This window comes from Stenotrophomonas sp. Steno-Z2 (genome assembly GCF_056393235.1).
Map to the genome: position 1 here is coordinate 894,019 of NZ_JBWJOY010000001.1, position 23,016 is coordinate 917,034.

Here is a 23,016-nt window from a genome sequence, read left to right on the forward strand (position 1 = left end):
GGCTCAGCGGACTGCGAGCGGGTTCGCTCCCATCTTTCCTGTCCTTGTGCGGCGTTTCGCCGGCGCAGTGTAGCCCGCATCGCCCCGGCGGCGGCCTCGGCCGCCGCTGGCGGCGCCCGTCAAAGCACGGTCAGGTTGGCGTAAGCCATCACCAGCCACTTGCTGCCGGCGTCGGCGAACTCCACCTGCACGCGCGCGTGCGCGCCGCTGCCTTCGTAGTCGGTGACCACGCCCTCGCCGAACTTGGGATGGGCCACCAGCGCGCCGAGCTTGACCGGCGGGGCTTCGATGGCGGCATGGCCCATCACCCGGCTGGTGCCGAGCGAGGCCGGGCGCGAGACCTGTACTTTGGGCCGCACTTCGTGCAGCAGTTCGCGCGGGATCTCGCGCAGGAAGCGCGACGGCAGGCTGTAGTTGTCCTGGCCGTGGATGCGGCGCGATTCGGCATAACCCAGCACCAGCTTCTGCCGGGCACGGGTGATGCCGACGTACGCCAGGCGACGCTCTTCCTCCAGCCGGCCGCTTTCCTCCAGCGAACGCGCGCCGGGGAACAGCCCCTCTTCCAGCCCGGCCAGGAACACCAGCGGGAATTCCAGGCCCTTGGCCGAGTGCAGCGTCATCAGCTGCACGCCGTCCTCGCCGGCCTGGGCCTGGCCCTCGCCGGCCTCCAGCGAGGCATAGGACAGGAATGCGACCAGCTCGCTCATGTCGGCCGCGCCTTCCTCGTCCTCCTCGCGCTGGATGAAGCGCGAGGCCACCGACACCAGTTCGTCGAGGTTGTCGCTGCGCGATTCCGAGTCGAGCGCGTTGCGGCTTTCCTTGCTCCAGTGCTCACGCAGCGCCGAACGCACCAGCACGTGGTCGATGCGCTCGGCCAGGGCCATGTGCGCGGTTTCGCCGCCGACCTGCTGGACCAGGTTGAGGAAGCCGGCCAGCGCGTTCTTCGCGCGCGAGGTGAGGTCGCTGCCCTGGGTGGCGAGCATCGCCGCCTCCCACAGCGACAGCGCCTGCGCGCGGGCGATGCGCCGCACCTCGTCCAGCGTGCGCTCGCCGATGCCGCGCGTGGGCGTGTTCACCGCACGCTCGAACGCCGCGTCGTCGTTGCGGTTGGTCAGCAGCCGCAGGTAGGCCAGCGCGTCCTTGATCTCGGCGCGCTCGAAGAAGCGCATGCCGCCGTACACGCGGTACGGCACCTGCTCGGACAGCAGCGCCTCTTCGAAGGCACGCGACTGCGCGTTGCTGCGGTAGAGCACGGCGATGTCGCCGTAGCTGCCGCCGTCGCGCACCCACTGCCGCGCGCGCTCGACCAGGTAACGCGCCTCGTCCATCTCGTTGTAGGCGGCGTACAGGTCGATCGGCTCGCCGTCGCCGCTGTCGGTCCACAGCTGCTTGCCGATGCGGTCCGGGTTGTGCGCGATGACCGCGTTGGCGGCATTGAGGATGTTGGCGCTGGAGCGGTAGTTCTGCTCCAGGCGGATGGTCTGCGCGCCCGGGAAATCCTTGAGGAAGCGCTGCACGTTCTCGACCTTGGCGCCGCGCCAGCCGTAGATGGCCTGGTCGTCGTCGCCGACCACGAACACGTTGCCCGAGTCGCCGGCCAGCACGCGCACGAAGGCGTACTGGATGGCGTTGGTGTCCTGGAACTCGTCGACCAGGATCTCGCGGAAGCGCGCGCGGTAGTGGGCGAGCAGCGCCGGGTTGTCGCGCAGCAGTTCATGCGCGCGCAGCAGCAGCTCGGCGAAATCCACCAGCCCGGCGCGGTCGCAGCGCGCCTGGTACTCGATGTAGGCCTGGCGCATGGTTTCCAGCCAGGCGTCGTGCGGCTCGGGCTGGATGTGCTGCGGGCGCCGGCCCTCGTCCTTCTGCGCGTTGATCCACCACGCGATCTGCTTGTGCGGGAACTTGCCGTCGTCCAGTTCCAGCGCCTGCACCACGCGCTTGACCAGCCGCAGCTGGTCGTCCGAATCCATCACCTGGAAGGCCTCGGGCAGCTTCGCGTCGGCCCAGTGCAGGCGCAGCAGGCGGTGGGCCAGGCCGTGGAAGGTGCCGATCCACATGCCGCGCGCGCCGTTGCGCAGCTGCAGATCGATGCGGTGGCGCATCTCGCCGGCGGCCTTGTTGGTGAAGGTCACCGCGAAAATGCCGTGGGTCGGCACGCCGTGCACTTCGTTGAGCCAGGCGATGCGGTGGGTGAGCACGCGGGTCTTGCCTGAACCGGCGCCGGCGAGGATCAGGTAATGGCCGGGCGCGGCGGAAACGGCCTCGCGCTGGGCCGGATTCAGCCCGTCGAGCAGGTGGGAAACATCCATCGGCGCATTTTAGCCCGAAGCCAAACCCGAAGCTGGCTGTCGCCGGCGCGCGCCCTGGTGCGCGCCGGGCGCGCTTGCTACGGAAGCAGCGCAGCCGCCGCCTGCTGCGCCTGGCCGCGCAGCTCCGGTATCGCCAGGCTTTCCCACAGGCGGCCGATGCGCAGGCTGCCGACGACCTGTATGCGCGGTTCGGGAGCGCCACCAGCGTCGAGCAGGCTGCCGTCCGCTGCGCTGTCGACGCCGATGCCATGCGGGCCGGGGCGGGCGACGCCGCTGCCCAGCATCTGCTGCAGCAGCGGGTTGCGCATGGCCTGCGCGCGCATCTCCACGCCGGTGGCGTTGACGACGCAGTGCGCATCGAGCTGGAACGGCCGCCGGCGCGCATCGAGCGCGCCCAGGTGCACGCAGGCGCCCTCGGCGATCGCGCTTTCCAGGCGGCCGCGGTGCAGGTGCAGGCGGCCCTGCCGCCGCAGTTCCACCAGCTGCGTGTGCACCGGCGCGGCGATGCGGTGCCGGTGCACGTCCCAGTAGCGCACCACGTGGCGCAGGAAGCCGCGCTGGTCGTCGAAGGACAGCGACTGCCACAGCGCCTGGCCCAGCGGCCGGATGCGCTCCATCACGCTCTGCCAGGGGATGCCGCGCGGCGCGGCCTCGGCGGCATGGCGGCGCAGCGCGCGCACGCGCTGGCGCAGGTTCATCGCCAGCAGCGGTTCGGGATCGTAGTCGGCGGCCGGGCCCGTGGCGTGCGGCAGCGGCAGCAGCGCATGGCGCGAGAGCACGTGCACCTGGCCGCGGTGCCCGGCGGCGGCGAGCGACACCACGCTGTCGGCCATGCTCAAGCCGGAGCCGACGATGGCCACGTCGGCGGTCGCGGCGATGTCCTGCACCGCGTCGAAATCCCAGGCCTCGATGCGCTTGCCCGGCGGCACCGCGCCGGCGCCGCGCGCGGGCAGCGGCCGCAGCGCATTGCCGGTACACAGCGCCACCGACGCGGCCAGCAGCGCCTGGCCCGAATCCAGTTGCAGTGCGATGCCGTCGACCTGCGTTTCCAGCGAGACCACGCGCGCGGCGCGTACGTCCAGCTGCGCCGGGCTGGCGTCCACCGCCTCCTGCAGGCGCTGCCGCAGATAGGCAGCGTAGTGGTGGCGCGCGACGAAGGTCTGCGCCAGCGCGTCGCGGCCGACGCCGGGGAAGGCGTCCTGCGCGAGGAGGTAGTCGAGGAAATCGTCCGGCCGGTCGGGGAAGCCGCTCATCTTGCCGGCGGGCACGTTGAGCAGATGCCCGGGATGGCGCGTGGCATAGGCCACGCCGCGGCCGAGCGGCAGCTGCGGCTCGACGATCGCCACGCGCAGCGCGCCCCTGGCGCCACGCAGCACGCCGATCGCGGTGAGCACGCCGGCGGCGCCACCGCCGATGATCGCGATGTCGCAGGCCTGCGTCTGGTCGGAGACTGTCATGCGCCGATTGTAGGCGATGCCGCCACCGGGGCCTGATGCCGCCGCCGCATGTGCTGATGGAACACGCTGATGGCGCGTTTCACGGCCATGAAACACAAAACCCGCCTTGCGGCGGGTTTTGCTGGAAGCTTCCGATCCCCGCCTGCGCGGGGAGGAGGCAGCGGCAAGGGCGTCCGCGTCGCGAACGCGCCGCTACATCACTTGATCTTGCCTTCCTTGTACAGAACGTGCTTGCGCACCACCGGGTCGTACTTCAGGAATTCCATCTTCCCGGGGGTGTTCTTCTTGTTCTTGTCCGTGGTGTAGAAGTGGCCGGTACCGGCCGAGGAAATCATACGGACCTTGTCGCGCTTGCCTGCCATGATGTTTTACTCCTCAGACCTTTTCGCCGCGGGCACGCAGCTCAGCCAGAACGGAATCGATGCCGTTCTTGTCGATGGTGCGCAGTGCATGCGCGGAAACACGAAGCTTGACCCAGCGGTTTTCGCTGGCGACCCAGAAACGGCGCTCGTGCAGGTTCGGCTGGAAGCGACGACGGGTCTTGTTGTTGGCATGCGAGACGTTGTTACCCGTCTGCACCTTCTTGCCGGAGACTTGGCAAACTCGGGACATTGCGCACCTCGGTAATGTCGGTTGTATCTTCCTTGGCCAGGAAGATGGCGGCCCCGGCGGTTGTCCGCCACACGTCACGGGAGTCAGGGGTACGCTGCAGGGCGGCCGGGCGACGTGCTGCCGGCCGCCGGCCCGGGATTCCGGGCACAGCGAGCCGCGCATTATGCGCGCTGGCCGCCGCAATGGCAAGTTGTCCACAGACACCCGCCCGGGAGGCGCGATGCGACTGCTGGCTCTGACCTACGGCACCGAAGGCGACACCCGGCCGCTGGCCGCGCTGTGCCACGGCCTGATCGCCGCCGGCCATGCCGCCACCCTGCTGGCCGACGGCGGCACCCTGGACAGCGCGCGGGCGCTCGGCGTGCCGCATGCGGCGCTGGAGGGCGACATGCGCCAGGAGATCGGCGCCCTGGTCGCCGGCGGCAGCGGCGTGGCCGCCACCACCCGCGGCCTGGCCGGCCTGGCCCGGCGGCATATCGCCAGCTGGACCCGGCAGGCCGACGCCGCCGCGCGGGAGTGCGACGCGGTCCTGGCCGGGGGCCTGGCGGCTTTCGTCGGCATGAGCGTGGCCGAGCGCCACGGCCTGCCGCTGATCGGCACCGGCATGATCCCGCTGACCCCGACCCGCGCCTTTCCCTCGCCGTTCCTGCCGCCGGGGCGGATCGCCGGCTGGCTCGGCCGCGCCAGCTACGGCCTGGTCAATGGGCTGATCTGGCGCCAGTTCCGCGGCCCGATCAACCGCGCCCGCCAGCAGGTGCTGGGCCTGCCGCTGCGCCGTTCGCTGTGGACCGGCCTGCCGATGCTGTACGGCATCTCGCCCAGCCTGCTGCCGCGCCCGGACGACTGGCCGGCCGACCACCGCGTCTGCGGCCAGTGGCGCGTGCCGGAGGCGGACTGGGCGCCGCCCGCCGACCTGCGCGCCTTCCTCGATGCCGGTCCGCCGCCGGTGTACCTCGGTTTCGGCAGCATGGCCGGGTTCGACCGCGACAAGGTGCTGCCGGCCCTGCTGGCCGCGCTGGCGCCGCGCCGCGTGCTGCTGTTTCCCGGCTGGGCGGGGTTGCCGGATGCGCCGCTGCCGGACAACGTCTTCGTGATCGGGCCGGCGCCGCATGAGGCGCTGTTCCCGCGCTGCGCGCTGGTGATCCACCACGGCGGCAGCGGCACCTCGCATTCGGCCTGCCGCGCCGGCGTGCCGTCGCTGGTGGTGCCGTTCGCCGGCGACCAGTTCTTCTGGGCCGACCGCCTGCGGCGCCTGGGCGTGGCGCCGCCCGCGCTGTCGCCCTACCGGCTGGACGGCCCGACGCTGGCGAAGGCCATCGCATTCGCCGAGTCGGCGCAGGCCCGCGCCAGTGCCACCGCCCTGGGGCGGTCGATGGCCGCCGAGGATGGCGTGGCGACCGCGGTGGCGGCGATCGAGGCGCTGCTGGCGCGGCGCCAGGCGATCGCATCGGCCGGCGGTTTCGACCACAGCAATTCGATGTAGACGGCGCTGTCGTCCGCCGCTGCGGCATTACCCGTGCACAACGACAACAGTCCCACCACCGCAGCACGGCGCAGGCGCATGACCCGCTCCCTGGACGTAGCGCCCGACTCCAGCCAGCGGCAGCAAGTCAGTACGGCGGGCGCGACGCGCGCAGTTCGCGCCAGGCCGCGCGCGCCACCGTCCATGCCGAATGCAGGAACAACAGCAGCAGCACCACGGCGATCAGCAGGTCCGGCCAGCCGGCGCCGAACGCCCACACCGCCAGCGCGGCCAGGATCACGGCGCCGCCCTCGTAAACGTCGTTCAGCGAACACATCCAGGCCGACGCCAGGTTGATGTCGCCCTGCCGGTATGGCCACAGCAGGCGCAGGCACAGCAGGTTGGCGGCGAGGTTGAGCAGCGCGGCGATGCCCATGCTTTCGAACAGCGGCACGTGCGGATGCGCCAGCTTCCAGCCGATGCCCACCGCCACCGCGATGGCCGCACACAGGATGAAGGCCGCCTTGAGCAGGGCGACCCGCGCCTTGGCGGCAAGGCTGGCGCCGACCACCGCCAGGCTCAGCGCATAGGTCAGCGCGTCGCCCAGGTTGTCCAGGCTGCCGGACAGCAGCGAGGCCGAGCCGCTGTGCCAGGCGGCCGCCATCATCATCGCGAAGCTCAGCAGGTTGATCGCCAGCACCCACAGCAGCGCCCGCCGCTGGCGCGCCTGCATGCGCGCGACGTCCAGGGTTCTGCCGCAGCCGCAACAGTCGCTCATTCCGGTTCCAGGCAAGGGGTGCAGCGGATGTTCGCACCGATGCGGAGAAGTTGCAGCGCGCGCTGCAGCCTGCCCCGGCAACGGCCGACGGCCGGCAGTTCATCCGCGCACCTTTCCGCCGCGCCCTGCCCCGCCGGCGCGACGCTGCGCGGCCGGCGGGGAGGCCATGGCTTACCGCTCCGCGCGATGCAGCCAGCGGTACAGCACCGGCAGCACAAGCAGGGTCAGCAGCGTGGAGGACACGATGCCGCCGATCACCACCGTGGCCAGCGGGCGCTGCACTTCCGAGCCGGCGCCGACGTTGAAGGCCATCGGCACGAAGCCGAGCGAGGCCACCAGCGCGGTCATCAGCACCGGCCGCAGGCGGCCCAGCGCGCCTTCGCGCACCGCTTCGGACAGCGGCCGCCCCTGCTCGCGCAGGCTGCGCACGAAGCTGATCATCACCAGGCCGTTGAGCACCGCCACGCCGGACAGCGCGATGAAGCCGACGCCGGCCGAGATCGACAGCGGGATGCCGCGCAGCGCCAGCGCCAGCACGCCGCCGGTCAGCGCCAGCGGCACGCCGCTGAACACGATGGCCGCATCCTTGCCCGAGCCGAACGCCCAGAACAGCATCGCGAAGATCAGCGCCAGCGTCGCCGGCACCACCACCGCCAGGCGCCGGCTGGCCGAGATCAGCTGCTCGAAGCTGCCGCCATAGTCGATCCAGTAACCGGGTGGCAGCGGCACGCGGGCGTCGATGGCCTGCTGCAGGTCGGCGACGAAGCCGCCCAGGTCGCGGTCGCGCACGTTGGCGGTGACCACGATGCGGCGCTTGCCGTTGTCGCGGTTGATCTGGTTCGGGCCTTCGCTGGTTTCGATGCGCGCCAGTTCGCGCAGCGGCACCGTGCGCGGGTTGCCGGTGAGCGCGCCGGCGGCGCCGCCGCGGCTCAGTTCGTCGGCGTTGCCGCTGGCCAGCGCGGTTTCCAGCGACACCGGCAGGTCCGCCAGCGCCGCCGGGTCCTGGCGCAGTTCCTCGGGCAGGCGCACCACGATGTCGAAGCGGCGGTCGCCCTCGAACAGCTGCCCCGCCACCTGCCCGCCCACCGCGGTGGCCACGGTGGACTGCACCTGGCCCGGGTTGAGGCCATAGCCGGCGAGTTTCTGCCGGTCCGGGGTGACGGTGAGCAGCGGCAGGCCGCTGGTCTGCTCCAGCCGCACGTCGGCGGCGCCGGGCACGGCCGCGGCCACCTTCTCGATGCGGCGGCCGACATCCATCAGCGTGTCCAGGTCGTCGCCGTACAGCATCACCGCCACGTCGGCGCGCACGCCGGAGATCAGCTCGTTCATGCGCATCTGGATGGGCTGGGTGAACTCGTAGTTGTTGCCCGGCAGTTCCTCCACCGCTTCTTCCAGCTCGGCCAGCAGGCTTGCGCGCGGCTTGCGCGGGTCCGGCCACTGCCCGCGCGGTTTCATCATGATGAAGGTGTCGGCCACCGACGGCGGCATCGGGTCGGACGCCACTTCCGGCGTGCCGATCTTGGAGAACACCTTGGCCACTTCCGGGAACTGCAGCAGGCGCAGCTCGATCTGCTGCTGCATCCGCACCGACTGGGTCAGGCTGGTGCCGGGTATGCGCATGGCGTGCATCGCCACGTCGCCCTCGTCGAGGTTGGGCACGAATTCGCTGCCCAGCCTTGTTGCCAGCAGGCCGCAGCCGACCACCAGCGCCAGCGCGCCGGCCACCATCCAGCGCCCACGGCGCAGGGCCAGGTCCAGCAGCGGCTGGTAGCGCCGGCGCAGCCAGGCCATCAGCCGGTTCTCCTGCTCCTGCACGCGGCCGCCGAGGAACAGCGCGATCGCCGCCGGCACGAAAGTCAGGCACAGCAGCATCGCCCCGCTCAGCGCCAGCACCACGGTGATCGCCATCGGGTGGAACATTTTCCCTTCCACGCCGGTGAGGGCGAAGATCGGCAGGTACACGGCGGTGATGATGCCCAGGCCGAACAGGCTGGGGCGGATCACCTCGGCGGTGGCCGCGGCGGTTTCGGCGAAGCGTTCGGCGCGGGTCATCGCCCGGCCCAGCGCATGCGTGCACTGCCCGAAGCGGCGCAGGCAGTTCTCGATAATGATCACCGCGCCGTCCACGATCAGGCCGAAATCCAGCGCGCCCAGGCTCATCAGGTTGGCCGACACGCCGCCGCGCGCCATGCCGGTCAACGTGAACAGCATCGCCAGCGGGATCACCGCGGCGGTGATCAGCGCCGCGCGGAAATTGCCCAGCAGCAGGAACAGCACCACGATGACCAGCAGCGCACCTTCCAGCAGGTTCTTGGCCACGGTCTGGATGGTGCGGTCCACCAGCGCGGTGCGGTCGTAGCTGGCGGTGACGGTCACGCCCTCGGGCAGGCTGCGCTGCGCCTGCGCCAGCCTCGCCGCCGCGGCCTGCGCCACGGCGCGGCTGTTGGCGCCGACCAGCATCACCACCGTGCCCATCACCACTTCGTGGCCGTTCTGGGTGGCCGCGCCGCTGCGCAGTTCCGGGCCATCGGCCACCGTGGCGACGTCGTGCACGTGGATCGGCACGCCTTCGCGACGGTCGAGCACGATATTGCCGATCTGCTCCAGGTCGGCGACCTGGCCGGGGACGCGCACCAGGAACTGCTGGCCGTTGCGCTCGATGTAGCCGGCGCCGACGTTCTGGTTGTTGGCCTCGACCGCGGCGGCGACGTCCTCCAGGGTGAAGCCCAGCGCGCGCAGCTTTGCCGGGTCCGGGGTGATGTGCACCTGGCGCTGGAAACCGCCGATGGTGTTGACCTCGGTGACGCCGGGCACGTTGCGCAGCTGCGGGCGGATCACCCAGTCCTGCAGGGTGCGCAGGTCGGTGGCGGTATACGCGCTGCCGTCGGCCTTGCGCGCCCCCGGGTCGGCGTCGATGGTGTACATGAAGATCTCGCCCAGGCCGGTGGCGATCGGCCCGAGCTGCGGGTCCAGGCCGTCCGGGATCTGCGAGCGCGCCTGCTGCAGGCGTTCGGCCACCTGCTGGCGGGCGAAGTACAGGTCGGTGCCGTCGGCGAACACCACCGTCACCTGCGACAGCCCGTAGCGCGACAGCGAGCGCACGTTCTCCATCTTCGGCAACCCGGCCAGCGCCGTCTCCACCGGGAAGGTGATGCGCTGTTCGGTTTCCAGCGGCGAATAGCCCGGCGCGGCGGTGTTGATCTGCACCTGCACGTTGGTGATGTCGGGCGTGGCGTCGATCGGCAGGCGGGTGAAACTCCAGGCGCCGAGCAGCACCAGCGCGGCGGTGAGCAGCAGCATCAGCCAGCGGTGGGCGATGGCCGCGCCGATGATGCGTTCGAGCAGGCCGGCGCGCGGCGCGAGGTCAGTGCTCATGGCCTGCCCCCGCCTTGCCGATGTCGGCCTTCACCGTATAGCTCTGTTCGACGACCACCTCTTCGCCGGCCTGCAGGCCGGCGCTTACCGCCACCTGCCGCGCATCGCGCGCGCCGAGCGCGACCGGGCGCGCCTGGTAGGTCTCGCCGTTGCGCACGAACACCACGTCGCGGCCGTCCATGCTCTGCAGCGCGCCCAGCGGCACCACCACGTCGGCCGGCGTGCTGGCCACGACGATGCGCGCACGCACCGCCGCACCCGGGCGCCACAGGCCGTCGGCATTGTCCACGGTGGCGCGCGCCACCGTGCTCTGGCTGGCGGTTGCGGTGCCCGGCAGCACACGTTCGAGCGTGGTGGTCTGGCTGACGCCATCGGTCATGCGGGTCACGGTGACCGGCACGCCGGCGGTGATGTGCTGGGTATCGGCGCCGAAGATGTGCAGGTCCACCCACAGCTGCGAGAGGTCGCCGATCTCGAACAGCAGCTGGCCCTCGCCGGCGACCCCGCCCACCTGCGCCTGGCGCGACAGCACCACGCCGGAGATCGGCGCGCTGATGGCGTAGGTGGTCAGGCTCAGGTTGCTGTCGATGCTGGCCAGCGGCTGGCCGGCGCGCACGCGGTCGCCGACGTTGGCCCGCAGCGCGCGGATCGGGCCGGGGAAACGCGCGGTGACCTGCGCCATGCGCCCGTCGATCGGCGCCAGCAGGCCCTGCACGTCGTGCTCGTCGGCGATGGTGCCCGGGCCGACGGCGGCGCTGACGATGCCGGCGGCCTTGGCGCGCGCGGCGGGGATGGTGGTCTGTTCGGGCGCGTTGTCCGCGTGGTCCTCGCCCTCGCCTTCGGCATGGCCGTGGCTGTCTTGGGCGGCGTCCTTGCCGGTAGCGGCGGGATCGCCGCCGCAGCCGGCGAGCGCGGCCAGCAGCACGGCCAGCGCGGCCAAGCGGAACATCGGGGAAAAATGCAGGGAAGCCTTCATGGCGTGTTTCCTTCGGAAGCGGTGGCGACCAGGGGCTGCCCGGTCAGGCGCTGGATTTCGATCAGGGCGGTCTGCGCGGCGAGCGCGGCATCGAGCTGGCGTTGCCGCGCCTCGATGCGCATGGCCTGCAGCTGCGCCCATTCCAGGTAGCTGATGGCGCCGGCGCGCCAGGCGGTTTCGGCGGCCTTCTCGGCACGCTGCAGCTGCGGCAGCACGTCGCTGTCCATGCGCGCCACTTCCAGCCGCGCGGTGCCGTAACGGCCATGCGCTTCGGCCAGCGTGGCGTACAGCTGCAGCGCGCGCGCTTCGCGTTCCACCGCGCTCATCGCCAGTTCGGCCTCGGCGGCACGGATCTCCGGCCCGGCGCGGCGGGCGCTGCCCAGCGGCAGGCTGAAGCCGCCGACCAGCGCGGTGTCATTGCTCGCGCGGTCGTTGCGTACGCCCAGCTGCCAGGACAGATCGCCGCGCAGCTGGCTGCGCGCCAGCTGCAGCTGCGCCTGCCGCACGCGCGCCTCGCCGGCGATGGCGGCCAGTTCCGGCGTGTCGGACAGCAGCGTCGCCAGCTGCTGGAAATCCTGCAGCGCCGGCAGCCGCAGCGGATCGCCGCTGACCGCGGCGAAGTCCGCTTCGCGCGCGTTCCACAACGCAGCGAGCGCCAGGCGCGCGGCGCGCTCGGCTTCCCCGGCGCGGTCGCGGTCCAGTTCGGCCTGGGCCAGCGCCGCCTGCGCGGTCATCAGCGTGGACGCGGGCGAAGCGCCGGCCTGCAGGCGCAGGCGCGCGGCGGCGACCGCACGGCGGCGCTGCTCGATGTCGTCCAGCGCGATCCGCTGCTGACCGCGCGCGGCGGTGATGGCCAGGTAGCGGCGCGCCACTTCGGCCATCAGGTCCAGGCGCGTGATTTCGCGCTGCGGGGCCAGCGCGTCGATGTTGGCCTGCGCCAGCGCGCGGCGCGCATCGAGCTTGCCGCCGCGTTCGAGCACGCCGGCCAGCGAGACGGCGACCTCGGCGGCGTCGAAGCCGCGGCTGTCGCCGCTGCCCAGTGCGTTCTCGATGTCCACGCCGAACACCAGCGGCGGCTTCAGGCCGGCGCCATCATGGCGGGCCTGGGCGGCGGCGCGGCGCAGCTCGGGCAAGCGCAGGTCGGGATGGGTGCGGGCGACGCGGCTGACCGCCTCGTCCAGGGTCAGGGGTGCGGGCGACGATGGCACCTGCGCGATGGCGCACGGTGCGACCGCCAGGGCCGCGAGCGCGGCCAGGCGTTTCCACATGGGGAATCTCCGGTTTTCGGGAAGGGATCAAGGTCCGCGCGGCGGACGCGGGATCAGCCCGGAATCGGAGGGCGCAGCAGGCTTTCGGTGGGCGCCGGGCGCCAGTGGGTGTCGTGCGCGGTGGCGCCGGTGGCGGCCGGCGGCATCGCCACGTCCCAGGCCACCGCGGCGAACGGCAACACGCCGCCGTGGCCATGGCAGTGGCCGCAATGCACGAGCGCGTGCAGCAGGCGGGCGCTGCCGTCGGCTTCGTCGTGGCCGGTATCGGCTTCCAGCACCGGGTCGTGCACGGTGGCCGGATGATCGGTGTGGCTCATCGCGTGCAGCTCGCCCAGCGCCGAGGCCAGCGTGCCGCCGGCGGTGCCGAGCGCGACCACCGCCAGCACCAGCAGGCGGAGCAGCAGCGACGGCGGGCGGCGGCGCAGGAACGCGATCATGCGCGGCAGGGTAGCCGCGGCATGTCGCGTTACACAATCGCAGGGGTCGCGCGGGGAACGTGCGGACTCCCTGCGCTGGCCGCATCCGGATCGCAGGAGAAACCTGAGCCGCGATGCGCTTCGCCGGGAAAGCGCCGGTCGCGACTGAAGTCGCTCCTACGAGGTTACGGCGTGCTGACGCTCCTTGGGGCCGCCACGCACGACCGCCTCAGGCCTTCTTGCGTTCCTCGATGTAGGCCTTGATCTGGCGCTCCAGCACCGGCAGCGGCACCGAGCCCTGGCGCAGCACGGCGTCGTGGAAGGACTTCACGTCGAACTTGTCGCCCAGTTCCTTCTCGGCCTGCGCGCGCAGCCTGACGATGGTGATCTCGCCCAGCTTGTAGCTCAGCGCCTGCGCCGGCCAGGAGATGTAGCGGTCCACCTCGGTGGTTACTTCATGCTCGCTCAGCGCGGTGTGGTCGCGCAGGTAGGCGATGGCGCGCTCGCGGCTCCAGCCGTAGTGGTGCACGCCGGTGTCGATGACCAGGCGGCAGGCGCGCCACATCTCGTAGGTCAGGCGCCCGAAATCCTCGTACGGGGTTTCGTAGATGCCCATCTCGATGCCGAGCTTCTCGCTGTACAGCCCCCAGCCCTCGCCGTAGGCGGAAATATAGGCGCCGCGGCGGAAGTCCGGCTGCTCGCCCTGCTCGGCGGCGAGCGCGCCCTGCAGCGCATGGCCCGGGTCGGATTCGTGCAGGGTCAGCGCCGGCAGGTTGTACAGCGGGCGCGCCGGCAGGTTGTAGGTGTTGACCCAGTAAGTGCCCATGCCGCCGCGGCCGGCGGTCCAGAACGGGGCGATGTCCGGCGGCACCGGCACGATGGTGAAGCGCGCGCGCGGCAGGGTCATGAACTTGCCGATCACCCCGTCCACACGCTTGGAGATCCACGCCGCGCGCCACAGCAGCTCTTCCGGGGTTTTGGCGTAGAACTGCGGGTCGGTGCGCAGGAATTCGAGGAAATCGGCGAAGCGGGTCTGCTCGCTCTTTCCCTTGAAGCCGACCTTGTCGATGATCGCGTTCATCTCCTGCTGGATGCGGTTGACCTCGCTCAGGCCCAGCGCGTGGATCTGCTGCGGGCTCATGTCCAGCGTGGTGTACTCGCGGATCTGCTGGCGGTAGAACGCCTCGCCACCGGGCATCTTCTCGGCGGCCAGGGTGGTACGCGCCTGCGGCACGTATTCCTGGCGGAAGAACGCCAGCAGCTTGCCGAAAGCGGGGATCACGCTGCCGCCGATCGCCTGCCGCGCCTCCTCGCGCAGCTTCTGCTGCTCGTCGGCGGAAATGCTGGCCGGCAGTTTCCTGAACGGCGCATACAGTGGCGATTCGGTGGGGTCCTTGAGTTCGGCCACGGTCGAGATCGACACGTCGCGACCTTCCAGCACCGCGCGCGGCACGCTGAAGCCGCGCTCCAGGCCGGCGCGCATGTTGGCCGTCTGCTGGTCGAAGTAGCGCGGCACGTCGTTCAGGCGCGCGATGTAGTTGCGGTAGTCCTGCGCGGTCTTCATCTCGCGCCGGGCCATGAAGCCCAGGTTCGACCAGAACGAGGAGTCCGAATTGAACGGCATCTCGTAGGTGCGCAGGCGCACCGCGTCGGCCAGGTTCTCCACCTGGTAGCGGTAGATGGCGTAGTTGACCTGGTTCTCGGCCGAGAGCGTGGCCGGGTCGATGGTCCTGAGCTGCCCGAGCACCTCGTCCCAGACCTTGAGCCGGGCCTGCTGCGCCTGCGGGCCGACGTCCGGCAGGCGGGTGGCGTTGGCCGGACCGTCCTCGTCCTCGCTGGCCTCGCCGCCACCGGCCTGGCGCCAGGCCCATTCCTTCTCGTAGATCGCCTTGAACCGGGCATCGGCATTCTGCGCGGCCAGCGTGGCGGGCGCGGACGCCTTCGCGGGCGCGGCGTGGACGACGGCGCCCGGCAGGGCAAGGGCGAGCAGCAGGGCGGCGGACAGGGCGGTCTTCACGAACGGCGGACTCTTCGGGGAAACAGACCCGGATCATGTCACCGGCAGGCAGCCGGTGCATGGTTCAAAAGTCCTGCCCGTGGCAGCGCAGGCCGCTGCCCTCAGGCGATGCCGGCAGGGCCCCGTCGCGCGCCTGCGCGCTCAGTGCCCGGCCTTGTCCCGCTTCCAGCCGCGGTGGCGGATGTCCAGGTACAGGCTGTACAGCGCGGTGAAGGTGGGGAACAGGTTGCCCAGGATGCCCACCGCGTCGTTCTTGCCGAAGATGAAGTAGCTCAGCGTCATCAGGCTGCCGAAGATGCTCATGTACCAGAACAGGCGCGGGATCACCGGCCTGCCCTGGCGCTTGCTGGCGACGAACTGCACCAGCCAGCGGCCGCCGAACATCAGGGTGCCGGTCAGGCCGATCAGCTTCCACGGCGACATGTGCACGCCGGTCCACTCCAGCCAGGGCAGCGGCTGGTTCATGAAGTCCATGCTCAGAGCTCCTCCACCGCCGTGCGTTTGCTGCGCACGATCAGCCAGGCCACCCCGCGCAGGTCGCGGATGCCGACCAGGGCACGGCCGAGGTTGTTGTACTTGGACACGCCGGCGGTGCGGTGGCGGTGGTTGACCGGCACGCTCACGGTCTTCCAGCCGGCGCGCTGCATCAGCGCCGGCAGGTAGCGGTGCATGTGGTCGAAGTACGGCAGGTCGAGGAAGGACGCGCGCTCGAACAGCTTGATGCCGCAGCCGGTGTCGGGGGTGTCGTCGCGCAGCATGCGCGCGCGGATGCGGTTGGCCCAGCGGCTGGCCCAGCGCTTGGAGCCGGAGTCCTGGCGGTTGACGCGCCAGCCGGCGAACAGCTTCACCTCGGGCGCGGCGGCATCGCGCGCGGCCAGCAGTTTCGGGATGTCGGCCGGGTCGTTCTGGCCGTCTCCGTCGAGGGTGGCGATCCACGGCGCGCGCGCGGCCTTCACCCCGGTGCGCACGGCGGTGCTCTGCCCGCTCTGGTTCACGTGGTGCAGCACGCGCAGTTCCGGGTTGGCGGCCTTGAGCGAGCGCAGCACCTGCAGGGTGTCGTCCCTGGAGTGGTCATCGACGTAGACGATCTCGAAGTCCACCCGCCCGCGCAGCGCGGCGGTGATCTCGCCGACCAGGGGCGCGACGTTGTCGCGTTCGTTGAAGACGGGGACGACCACCGAAAGTGCGGGTTGGTTCATCGCGGGGGATCCGTTCGTGCCCTGGGGAAAAAGACCGCGCATTTTCCAGTGCGCGGCTTGATGGAAGATGAGTCAGGCCGCGTCGCCGAAGTAATCGCGGCACCAGGCCACCACCGGCGGCAGCCCGGCCTCGATCGGCGTGACCGGGTCGAAGCCGAAGGCGGCGCGCGCGCGCGCGGTGTCGGCCATGGTCTCCACCATGTCGCCCGGCTGCATCGGCTTGTAGACCTTCTGCGCGGGGCGGCCGGCGGCCGTGGCGATCACCTCGATGAAGCGCTCCAGCTCCACCGGCGTGTGGTTGCCGAGGTTGAATACCCGGTGCGGCACGGCGTCCTCCGAAGGGTGGTCGAGCGCGCCAAGGATACCGGCGACGATGTCGGAAACATGCGTGAAGTCGCGGCGCATGCGGCCCTGGTTGAATACCTCGATCGGCCGCCCGGCCAGCACCGCGCGCGAAAACAGCAGCGGCGCCATGTCCGGCCGGCCCCAGGGGCCGTACACGGTGAAGAAGCGCAGGCCGGTGGCGCGCAGGCCATACAGCTGCGCGTAGGTATGGGCCATCAGTTCGTTGGCGGCCTTGGTCGCCGCGTACAGCGAGCGCGGCTGGTCCACGCGCTGGTCCTCGGAGAACGGCGGGGTGGCCGAATCGCCGTAGACCGAACTGCTCGAGGCATAGACCAGGTGCTGCACGCCGCGGTGGCGGCACAGCTCCAGCATGTTGACGAAGCCGGCCAGGTTGCTGTCGACGTAGGCATGCGGGTTCTGCAGCGAGTAGCGCACGCCGGCCTGCGCGGCCAGGTGGATCACCCGCGTGGGGCGGATCTCGTCGAACAGCGCGGCCAGGCCGTCGCGGTCGGTCAGGTCCAGCGCGCGGATGTCGACCTGCGGGCACAGCGCGGCGACGCGGTCGCGCTTGATCCGCGGGTCGTAGTAATCGTTGTAGTTGTCCAGCCCGACCACGCGCTCGCCGCGCGCGGCCAGGGCCTGGCAGGTGTAGGCGCCGATGAAGCCGGCGGCGCCGGTGACGAGGACGGTCATCTATATGTTTCCGGACATTGCTGGAAGTAGGCCCCTCTCCCTCCGGGAGAGGGGTTGGGGGAGAGGGTACGGAGCGAAGCCTCACAATCAATCGGTTGCAAAGGGCTTCGCTTGCACCCTCATCCGCCCCCTCGGGGCACCTTACTCCCACTGGGAGAAGGGAACGGCTCTACAGCGTCATTGGATCCTTGGCCAGCGCCTGCTTGCGCTCGGCGCTGAAGGCCCACCACGGCTGCGGCGCCTCCCCGGCCATGAAGCGCACGATCGACAGGAACACGTCGATCACGCAGGGGTCGTGCACCACCCCCGTCTTCAGGCACAGCTGCGCGTACATGTCGTAGGGATCGCGCCCGCGCAGGTGCGCGGGAACCCGGATCCCGATCAGACGGAGATCCTTTTCACAGGCCGGCCCGACATTCGGCAGGTCGGTCAGACGCAACAGGTGATTGCGGTCGACCTTGGTGGGGTTCATTGCCTTGCATGCACCTCGGAGGGGAGGGGGACGTCAGCCTTGCCGACGGGTACGCAGCCTTTCCAGCACGCCGTCGAGCGTGTCCAGGTCGGTGTAGTGGATGACCAGCCTGCCCTTGCCGCCGCGGCCGTGGTTGATCGCGACCTTGGTGCCCAGCGTTTCGGACAGCTCGGTCTCGAGCGAAGCGATGTCGGCCTGCGGCGCGGCCGGCGCGGGTTTGGCGTTGCGCGCGCCCGGCACCTTGCCGGCGGCGAACTGCTGGGCGCGGTGTTCGACCTCGCGCACCGACCAGCCCTCGTCGGCGGCGTCCTGCGCCAGCTTGGTCGCCAGCTCCGGCGCCAGCGTCAGCAGCGCGCGGGCGTGGCCCATTTCCAGGCGGCGGCTTTCCAGCAGCACGCGCACGCCGACGGGCAGGTCGATCAGGCGCAGCAGGTTGGACACCGAGGCGCGCGAGCGGCCCACCGCCTGCGCGGCCTCGGCATGGGTCAGCGAGAACTCGGAGATCAGCCGCTGCAGCGCCTCGGCTTCTTCAAGCGGGTTGAGGTCCTCGCGCTGGATGTTCTCGATCAGCGCCATCGCGATGACGGTGCGGTCTTCCAGCTCGCGCACCACCACCGGCACTTCGTCCAGCCCGGCCAGGCGCGAGGCGCGCCAGCGGCGTTCGCCGGCGACGATTTCGTACTTGCCGCCCTCGACCTGGCGCACCAGGATCGGCTGGATCACGCCCTGCGCCTTGATCGACTCGGACAGCTCGGACAGCTTGGCCTCGTCCATCTCGCGGCGCGGCTGGTACTTGCCCGGCTGCAGCAGGTCGATCTGCAGTTTGCGCAGCACTTCGCCCGGCTGCGGCTCGGCCACGGCGGCCACCGATACCGGCGTCACCGCGCCCTTGGGACCCAGCAGCGCGTCCAGGCCACGGCCCAGCCCACGTTTCTTTGCAGCGCTCATCAGACAGCCTCCATGGCCCTGACGGCCCTGTTGCGTTCATCGGTGCGGCGGATGAGCTCTCCGGCCAGACCGAGGTAGGCCACGCCGCCACGCGAGGTGCGGTCGTAGCCGACGATGCTCTGGCCATGGCTCGGCGCCTCGGCCAGGCGCACGTTGCGCGGCACGATGGTGCGGAACACGCGGTCGCCGAAATGCTCGGTGAGCTCGGCCGACACCGCATTGGCCAGGTTGTTGCGCACGTCGAACATGGTGCGCAGGACGCCTTCGATTTCCAGGCTGGGGTTCAGGCTGGCGCGCAGCGCCTCGATGGTCTCCACCAGCGCGCTCAGGCCTTCCAGCGCGTAGTACTCGCACTGCATCGGCACCAGCACCGAGTCGGCGGCGGCCAGCGCGTTGAGCGTCAGCAGCGACAGCGCCGGCGGGCAGTCGATCAGGATGAAGTCGTATTCGCCGCGGATCGGCGCCAGCGCGCGCTTGAGCCGCTGCTCGCGGCCTTCCTGCTCCATCAGCTGGATCTCGGCCGCGGTCAGGTCGATGTTGCCCGGCAGCAGGTCGTAGCCTTCCGGCGCCTTCACCCGGATGTCCGCCGCGCCGCTCTCACCCAGCAGCAGGTCGCAGGTGGAGGCCGCGACCTCGCGCTTGTCCACGCCGCTGCCCATGGTCGCGTTGCCCTGCGAATCCAGGTCGACCAGCAGCACGCGCCGGGGCGCTGCGGCAAGGGCGGCGGCCAGGTTCACGGCGGTGGTGGTCTTGCCGACGCCGCCTTTCTGGTTGGCGATGGCGATGATGCGAGCCATGCGGGTGGGCCTCATGGGCTGGAAGGTTGGGACTGGGCATTATGCGGGCTGGGGGCCGGATCGGGGAAATCCGGGCCAGCGAACAGACTATGGCGCCCCGGGGACCCTGCGGCCGGACCCGCCAGGCCGGGCGATGGGCCGTGGCGGATTCCAGGATTGCCAGACGACCAACGGCGTCTTCGTCCTTGTGGATACCGTACGGTCCTGCAGCGCGTGGGTGGCGCGGGAATCACACATGGCACCTTGGCAAGGCCCGCCCGTGCTCACGAGCCGGACGAATGGTGTCACCCCGATGCGGACGAGGTATCGGTCCTGCCCACCAGACCTGCAGGGGGGAACTTTGCAGCGCCTGCGGCCGGACTCCAGGTGGACCCCATCGCTTCAACGGTATGATCCGGTGAGCCGGCGCGGGCAACGGCCTGAAGCGGTCGCGCAGGGGAAACCCAGGCAATGAATTCCTTGAGCGTCAAGGCGTGCCCAACCCGGGCGCGGCGGGCCGCAAGCCTTGGCAGACGTGGGCAACCTGCCGGGGCCGATGCGGGAATGATGTGCCCTCCCCGGGCGATGAGTACCTGCCCGGGAATCCGGCCAGGCTAAGGTTATGGAGGTGGCGAATGATCCCCCGGGCAGTGGCGGTCTCTTTGTTCTTCTGGCTTTGTGGCCAACCCATCCTGGCCGGCGCGTACCCCTGCCGGGAAATCGTGGAGACGGACGGCAGCTATGAAGCCTCGCCAATCCTGACGATCGTCGGCAAAAGGGCCCGGGCGGACGGCGCTCCCTGGGCAGCCATCCTGGAAGGCAATGCGGACCAGGTACGAGACAATTACGAGGCCATTTCAAAGATCGCCGTCGCTTACGACGATGCCGAGCTGGTGGAGCGCATCTCTGACGGAGTTCTGTTCGATGTTTCCACAGAGCAGAAATTTGCTGTCCTGGCCGCTGCGGCCCTGTGCAACAGCCCAAGGTCAGCGCAGACCATTTTGAAACTTGGCGTACCCCCTGGTTATCACACCCCGGGCCACACCGATGCCATGGCTACCGCCATTCTTGAAGGCAGCTCTGATGTCATCGGTGTACTCCTGGCCAACGGCTATGCCGATTGCACGCAGGCCATCGGATATCGCTCGAAATCAGCCGAACTTGCCAAGGTCAGGGGCATGAACGGATTGCATGAGGAGCTCTCGGCCTGCCATTAGCTGACAGGCACCCTGGGAACCTGTCGGCGCGCGGACGGAGCCTCTTCCTGGCTATCCACTCGTGGAGGCCGGGTTCTCCGCCACATTGAGCTGCAGGCAACCCGGGCGCCGGCTCTCAGCGGGAACGATAGCTGCCGATCCAGCAACCGCTGCCCCCGGCGCGGCTCGAGACGGACGGAAGCGCCGATACCTGAGCGCGTCGAGGGTGGCTTACGCGCCGTCCTGCCCAGTGTTCCCGCGGCTGCACACCACCAGGTGGCGTTCGCCCACCAGGCCCGGCACCTGCAGCGGGCGGACGTCCAGCACGCGCCAGTCGGCGGGCAGCGCGGCGATCTCATCGTGCGGGTGCACGCCCTTCATCGCCAGCAGGTGGCCGCCGGGGCGCAGCAGGTGGCCGCCGACCGCGACGATGCCGGCCAGGGTGTCCATGGCGCGGGCGGTCAGGTTGTCGTAGGCGGCCGGCTCGTCCAGCGCCTCGGCGCGGGATTCGGCCACGCGGGCGTTGTCCAGGCCGAGCTGGCGCACGGCCTCGCGCAGGAAGCGCGCCTTCTTGCCGTTGCTCTCCACCAGCGTCACCCGCAGCTGCGGGCGGGCGATGGCCAGCGGGATGCCGGGCAGTCCCGGGCCGGTGCCGAGGTCGGCCAGGGTGCCGGACTCGATGTGCGGCACCATCGCCAGCGAATCGAGCAGGTGGCGGGTGACCATCTCGTGCGGGTCGCGGATGGCGGTGAGGTTGTAGGTGCGGTTCCAGCGCACCAGCAGCGCCAGGTAGGCCAGCAGTGGCGGCGCCAGCGCGGCGTCCAGGCCCATGGCCTGCAGGCCGCGCTGCAGTTCATCGGCCACGCCGGGCGGAAGGGAGGTGTCGGTCATGGCGGAATTATCGCAGAGCGCTTCAGAACGGGTACCACGCCAGCGCGGCGCGGAAGTCCGCCGCGGCCTGCCATTCGTGCAGGTGCCAGCGCGCGGCCTCGCCCAGCCCGGGGTCGCACCAGGCCAGGTACAGCGCGCCGTCGTCGCCGGGCGCGAAGCGCAGCCGGTGCAGGCCGAAGGAAATGCCGTAGCCGTGCGCCTTGAGCAGGGCTTCCTTGGCGCACCAGACGCGGAAGAACCAGTGTTCGCGGGCGGCATCGTCCAGCCCGTCCAGCCAGGCGATCTCGTCGGGGTGGAAGAAACGGGCGATCACCTGCCGCATCTGCCGGCGCGGGCGCTGCTGCTCCAGGTCCACGCCCAGCCGGGCGCGTTCGCCCAGCGCCACCAGCAGGTGCCCGCCGCTGTGGCTCCAGCCGGTGCCGTAGTGCGAGAGCTCGCCGATCAGCCAGGGCCGGCCGCGCTCGTCGCGGGTCAGCGGCAGGGCCTGCGGGGTGCCGCCCAGTTCAGCCGCCAGCAGTTCGCGCGCCTGCGGCTCGCCGCGGGTGCCGGGCACGTGCGGCAGCTGCCACACCGTCACCTGCCCGAACCGCCAGGCCCGTACCGCTTCCATCAGCGCGCGGCCCCGGTCCACAACCGCTTCACGCCCGATCGTCTTGACTGCACCGGTCGCACCGCTCCGGGTGCATCGACGAAAGGAGACATCGGCATGGGCATCATCATCTGGTTGATCGTGGGTGGCGTCGTCGGCTGGCTGGCCAGCCTCATCATGCGCCGCGACGCGCAGCAGGGCATCATCCTGAACATCGTGGTGGGCATCATCGGCGCGATGATCGCCGGCTTCCTGTTCAGCGGCGGCAGCATCAACGGCGCCATCACCCTGCGCTCGTTCCTGCTCTCGCTGGTCGGCGCGGTGATCCTGCTGGCCATCGTCAATCTGTTCACGCGCAAGAGCATCCGCTGAGCCGCGGGCCAGCGCGGCCCGGAGCCCGGCCGGCAACGGCCGGGCTCCGTCGTTTCAGTCGCGGGCCAGCTGCACCCAGGCCGGCGCGTGGTCGCTGGGGCGGTCCCAGGTGCGCGGCTCGCGGTCGATGCCGGCGGCCACCGCCTGCGGCCTGAGCGCCTCGGACACCAGGGTCAGGTCGATGCGCAGGCCCAGGTCGCGGCGGAACCCGGCCGCGCGGTAATCCCACCAGCTGAACACGCCGCCCGCGTCGTTGTGCAGGCGGAAGCCGTCGTGCAGCCCCAGCTGCAGCAGCTTGTTCAGCGCGCCGCGCTCGGCGGTGGAGGTGAGGATGTGGTCGCCGTTCCACACCGCCGGGTCGTGCACGTCGCGGTCGTCCGGGGCGATGTTGAAGTCGCCCAGCACCACCAGCTTCGGGTATTTCAGCAGTTCGGCGGCGATCCAGCCGTGCACCGCCTCCAGCCAGCGCAGCTTGTAGGCGTACTTCTCGGTGCCCACGTCCTGGCCGTTGACCACGTAGAGGTTGACCACGCGCACGCCGTTGACGGTGCCGGCGATCGCCCGCTTCTGCTCGTCGTCGAAACCGGGGATGCCGATCCGCACGTCCTCGATCGGGTCGCGCGCCAGCAGCGCCACGCCGTTGTAGGTCTTCTGCCCGGCGAACACGTTGCGGTAGCCCAGCTCCAGCAGGCGCGTGTCCGGGAACCTGTGGTCCTCCAGCTTGGTTTCCTGGATGCCGACCACGTCCGGGGCGAAAGCGGCCAGCCACTGTTCCAGGTGCGGCAGGCGGACATTGAGCGAATTGACGTTCCACGAGGCGATTTTCATGGCGCGATTCTACGGCCTGGCGTCGCGCGCCGGGCCG

At 70.6% G+C, this 23,016-nt stretch carries 22 protein-coding genes; 3 read left to right on the plus strand and 19 right to left on the minus strand.

Features of this window, described 5'->3' with window-relative positions; all coding sequences use genetic code 11:
- Window positions 1–119: 119 nt before the first annotated feature.
- The 4 genes from uvrD to rpmB all read right to left on the minus strand — a co-directional run bounded on the left by uvrD (window position 120) and on the right by rpmB (window position 4,378).
- Window positions 120–2,309: a DNA helicase II gene (gene uvrD / locus AC06FP_RS04020; protein WP_478074578.1), complete on the minus strand. Its 2,190-nt coding sequence runs from the start codon at window positions 2,307–2,309 to the stop codon at window positions 120–122.
- A gap of 77 nt (window positions 2,310–2,386) precedes the next feature.
- Window positions 2,387–3,766 (minus strand): FAD/NAD(P)-binding protein, encoded by a 1,380-nt coding sequence (locus tag AC06FP_RS04025; protein ID WP_478074579.1) that lies wholly within the window; start codon window positions 3,764–3,766, stop codon window positions 2,387–2,389.
- 197 nt (window positions 3,767–3,963) lie between these two features.
- Window positions 3,964–4,131: a 50S ribosomal protein L33 gene (gene rpmG, locus AC06FP_RS04030; protein WP_169411268.1), complete on the minus strand. Its 168-nt coding sequence runs from the start codon at window positions 4,129–4,131 to the stop codon at window positions 3,964–3,966.
- A 10-nt stretch (window positions 4,132–4,141) separates the two neighbouring features.
- Window positions 4,142–4,378, minus strand: a complete 237-nt coding sequence (gene rpmB, locus AC06FP_RS04035) for a 50S ribosomal protein L28 (RefSeq protein WP_054668347.1) — start codon at window positions 4,376–4,378, stop codon at window positions 4,142–4,144.
- A gap of 220 nt (window positions 4,379–4,598) precedes the next feature.
- Here rpmB and AC06FP_RS04040 point away from each other — a divergent pair, with 220 nt between their 5' ends.
- A complete protein-coding gene (locus AC06FP_RS04040; RefSeq protein ID WP_478074580.1) occupies window positions 4,599–5,861 on the plus strand; it encodes a glycosyltransferase in 1,263 nt (420 codons plus the stop codon).
- Window positions 5,862–5,988: 127 nt separating this feature from the next.
- Here the strand turns inward: AC06FP_RS04040 and AC06FP_RS04045 are convergent, their stop codons facing one another.
- The 12 genes from AC06FP_RS04045 to AC06FP_RS04100 form a co-directional block, all read right to left on the minus strand.
- Window positions 5,989–6,618, minus strand: coding sequence for a cation efflux transmembrane domain-containing protein (locus AC06FP_RS04045; protein WP_478074581.1), 630 nt, complete (start codon window positions 6,616–6,618; stop codon window positions 5,989–5,991).
- A gap of 171 nt (window positions 6,619–6,789) precedes the next feature.
- On the minus strand, window positions 6,790–9,963 hold the full coding sequence (locus tag AC06FP_RS04050; protein WP_478074749.1) for an efflux RND transporter permease subunit: 3,174 nt from the start codon (window positions 9,961–9,963) through the stop codon (window positions 6,790–6,792).
- 19 nt (window positions 9,964–9,982) lie between these two features.
- Entirely contained in the window at window positions 9,983–10,969 is a 987-nt protein-coding gene (locus tag AC06FP_RS04055; RefSeq protein ID WP_478074582.1) for an efflux RND transporter periplasmic adaptor subunit, read from the minus strand.
- Complete coding sequence (locus tag AC06FP_RS04060; protein WP_478074583.1) at window positions 10,966–12,237, minus strand: TolC family protein; 1,272 nt, start codon at window positions 12,235–12,237, stop codon at window positions 10,966–10,968. Before AC06FP_RS04060 ends, AC06FP_RS04055 begins: the two co-directional genes overlap by 4 nt.
- A 53-nt stretch (window positions 12,238–12,290) precedes the next feature.
- Complete coding sequence (locus AC06FP_RS04065; RefSeq protein ID WP_478074584.1) at window positions 12,291–12,674, minus strand: hypothetical protein; 384 nt, start codon at window positions 12,672–12,674, stop codon at window positions 12,291–12,293.
- A gap of 208 nt (window positions 12,675–12,882) precedes the next feature.
- Window positions 12,883–14,670 (minus strand): DUF885 domain-containing protein, encoded by a 1,788-nt coding sequence (locus tag AC06FP_RS04070; RefSeq protein ID WP_478074585.1) that lies wholly within the window; start codon window positions 14,668–14,670, stop codon window positions 12,883–12,885.
- Between the two features lie 141 nt (window positions 14,671–14,811).
- Window positions 14,812–15,144, minus strand: coding sequence for a lipid-A-disaccharide synthase N-terminal domain-containing protein (locus AC06FP_RS04075; protein ID WP_456117488.1), 333 nt, complete (start codon window positions 15,142–15,144; stop codon window positions 14,812–14,814).
- A gap of 2 nt (window positions 15,145–15,146) precedes the next feature.
- A complete protein-coding gene (locus tag AC06FP_RS04080; RefSeq protein WP_456117489.1) occupies window positions 15,147–15,869 on the minus strand; it encodes a glycosyltransferase family 2 protein in 723 nt (240 codons plus the stop codon).
- Between the two features lie 72 nt (window positions 15,870–15,941).
- The gene (locus AC06FP_RS04085; protein ID WP_478074586.1) at window positions 15,942–16,907 is read right to left on the minus strand and encodes an SDR family NAD(P)-dependent oxidoreductase; all 966 of its coding nucleotides are present in this window, start codon (window positions 16,905–16,907) and stop codon (window positions 15,942–15,944) included.
- 169 nt (window positions 16,908–17,076) lie between these two features.
- Complete coding sequence (locus AC06FP_RS04090) at window positions 17,077–17,379, minus strand: helix-hairpin-helix domain-containing protein (protein WP_478074587.1); 303 nt, start codon at window positions 17,377–17,379, stop codon at window positions 17,077–17,079.
- A 33-nt stretch (window positions 17,380–17,412) separates the two neighbouring features.
- On the minus strand, window positions 17,413–18,327 hold the full coding sequence (locus tag AC06FP_RS04095; protein WP_478074588.1) for a ParB/RepB/Spo0J family partition protein: 915 nt from the start codon (window positions 18,325–18,327) through the stop codon (window positions 17,413–17,415).
- The gene (locus AC06FP_RS04100) at window positions 18,327–19,124 is read right to left on the minus strand and encodes a ParA family protein (protein WP_456117493.1); all 798 of its coding nucleotides are present in this window, start codon (window positions 19,122–19,124) and stop codon (window positions 18,327–18,329) included. Before AC06FP_RS04100 ends, AC06FP_RS04095 begins: the two co-directional genes overlap by 1 nt.
- A gap of 614 nt (window positions 19,125–19,738) precedes the next feature.
- On the opposite strand from AC06FP_RS04100, the gene AC06FP_RS04105 reads away from it, so the two are divergent.
- The gene (locus AC06FP_RS04105; protein WP_478074589.1) at window positions 19,739–20,320 is read left to right on the plus strand and encodes a hypothetical protein; all 582 of its coding nucleotides are present in this window, start codon (window positions 19,739–19,741) and stop codon (window positions 20,318–20,320) included.
- A 210-nt stretch (window positions 20,321–20,530) separates the two neighbouring features.
- Here the strand turns inward: AC06FP_RS04105 and rsmG are convergent, their stop codons facing one another.
- Both rsmG and AC06FP_RS04115 read right to left on the minus strand, forming a co-directional pair.
- Window positions 20,531–21,190, minus strand: coding sequence for a 16S rRNA (guanine(527)-N(7))-methyltransferase RsmG (rsmG, locus tag AC06FP_RS04110; protein ID WP_478074590.1), 660 nt, complete (start codon window positions 21,188–21,190; stop codon window positions 20,531–20,533).
- 22 nt (window positions 21,191–21,212) lie between these two features.
- Entirely contained in the window at window positions 21,213–21,800 is a 588-nt protein-coding gene (locus tag AC06FP_RS04115) for a 4'-phosphopantetheinyl transferase family protein (RefSeq protein WP_478074750.1), read from the minus strand.
- Between the two features lie 96 nt (window positions 21,801–21,896).
- On the opposite strand from AC06FP_RS04115, the gene AC06FP_RS04120 reads away from it, so the two are divergent.
- Window positions 21,897–22,151, plus strand: a complete 255-nt coding sequence (locus AC06FP_RS04120; protein ID WP_104939941.1) for a GlsB/YeaQ/YmgE family stress response membrane protein — start codon at window positions 21,897–21,899, stop codon at window positions 22,149–22,151.
- A 54-nt stretch (window positions 22,152–22,205) separates the two neighbouring features.
- Here AC06FP_RS04120 and xth read toward each other — a convergent pair whose 3' ends face one another.
- Complete coding sequence (xth, locus tag AC06FP_RS04125) at window positions 22,206–22,979, minus strand: exodeoxyribonuclease III (RefSeq protein ID WP_478074591.1); 774 nt, start codon at window positions 22,977–22,979, stop codon at window positions 22,206–22,208.
- Window positions 22,980–23,016 lie beyond the last annotated feature (37 nt).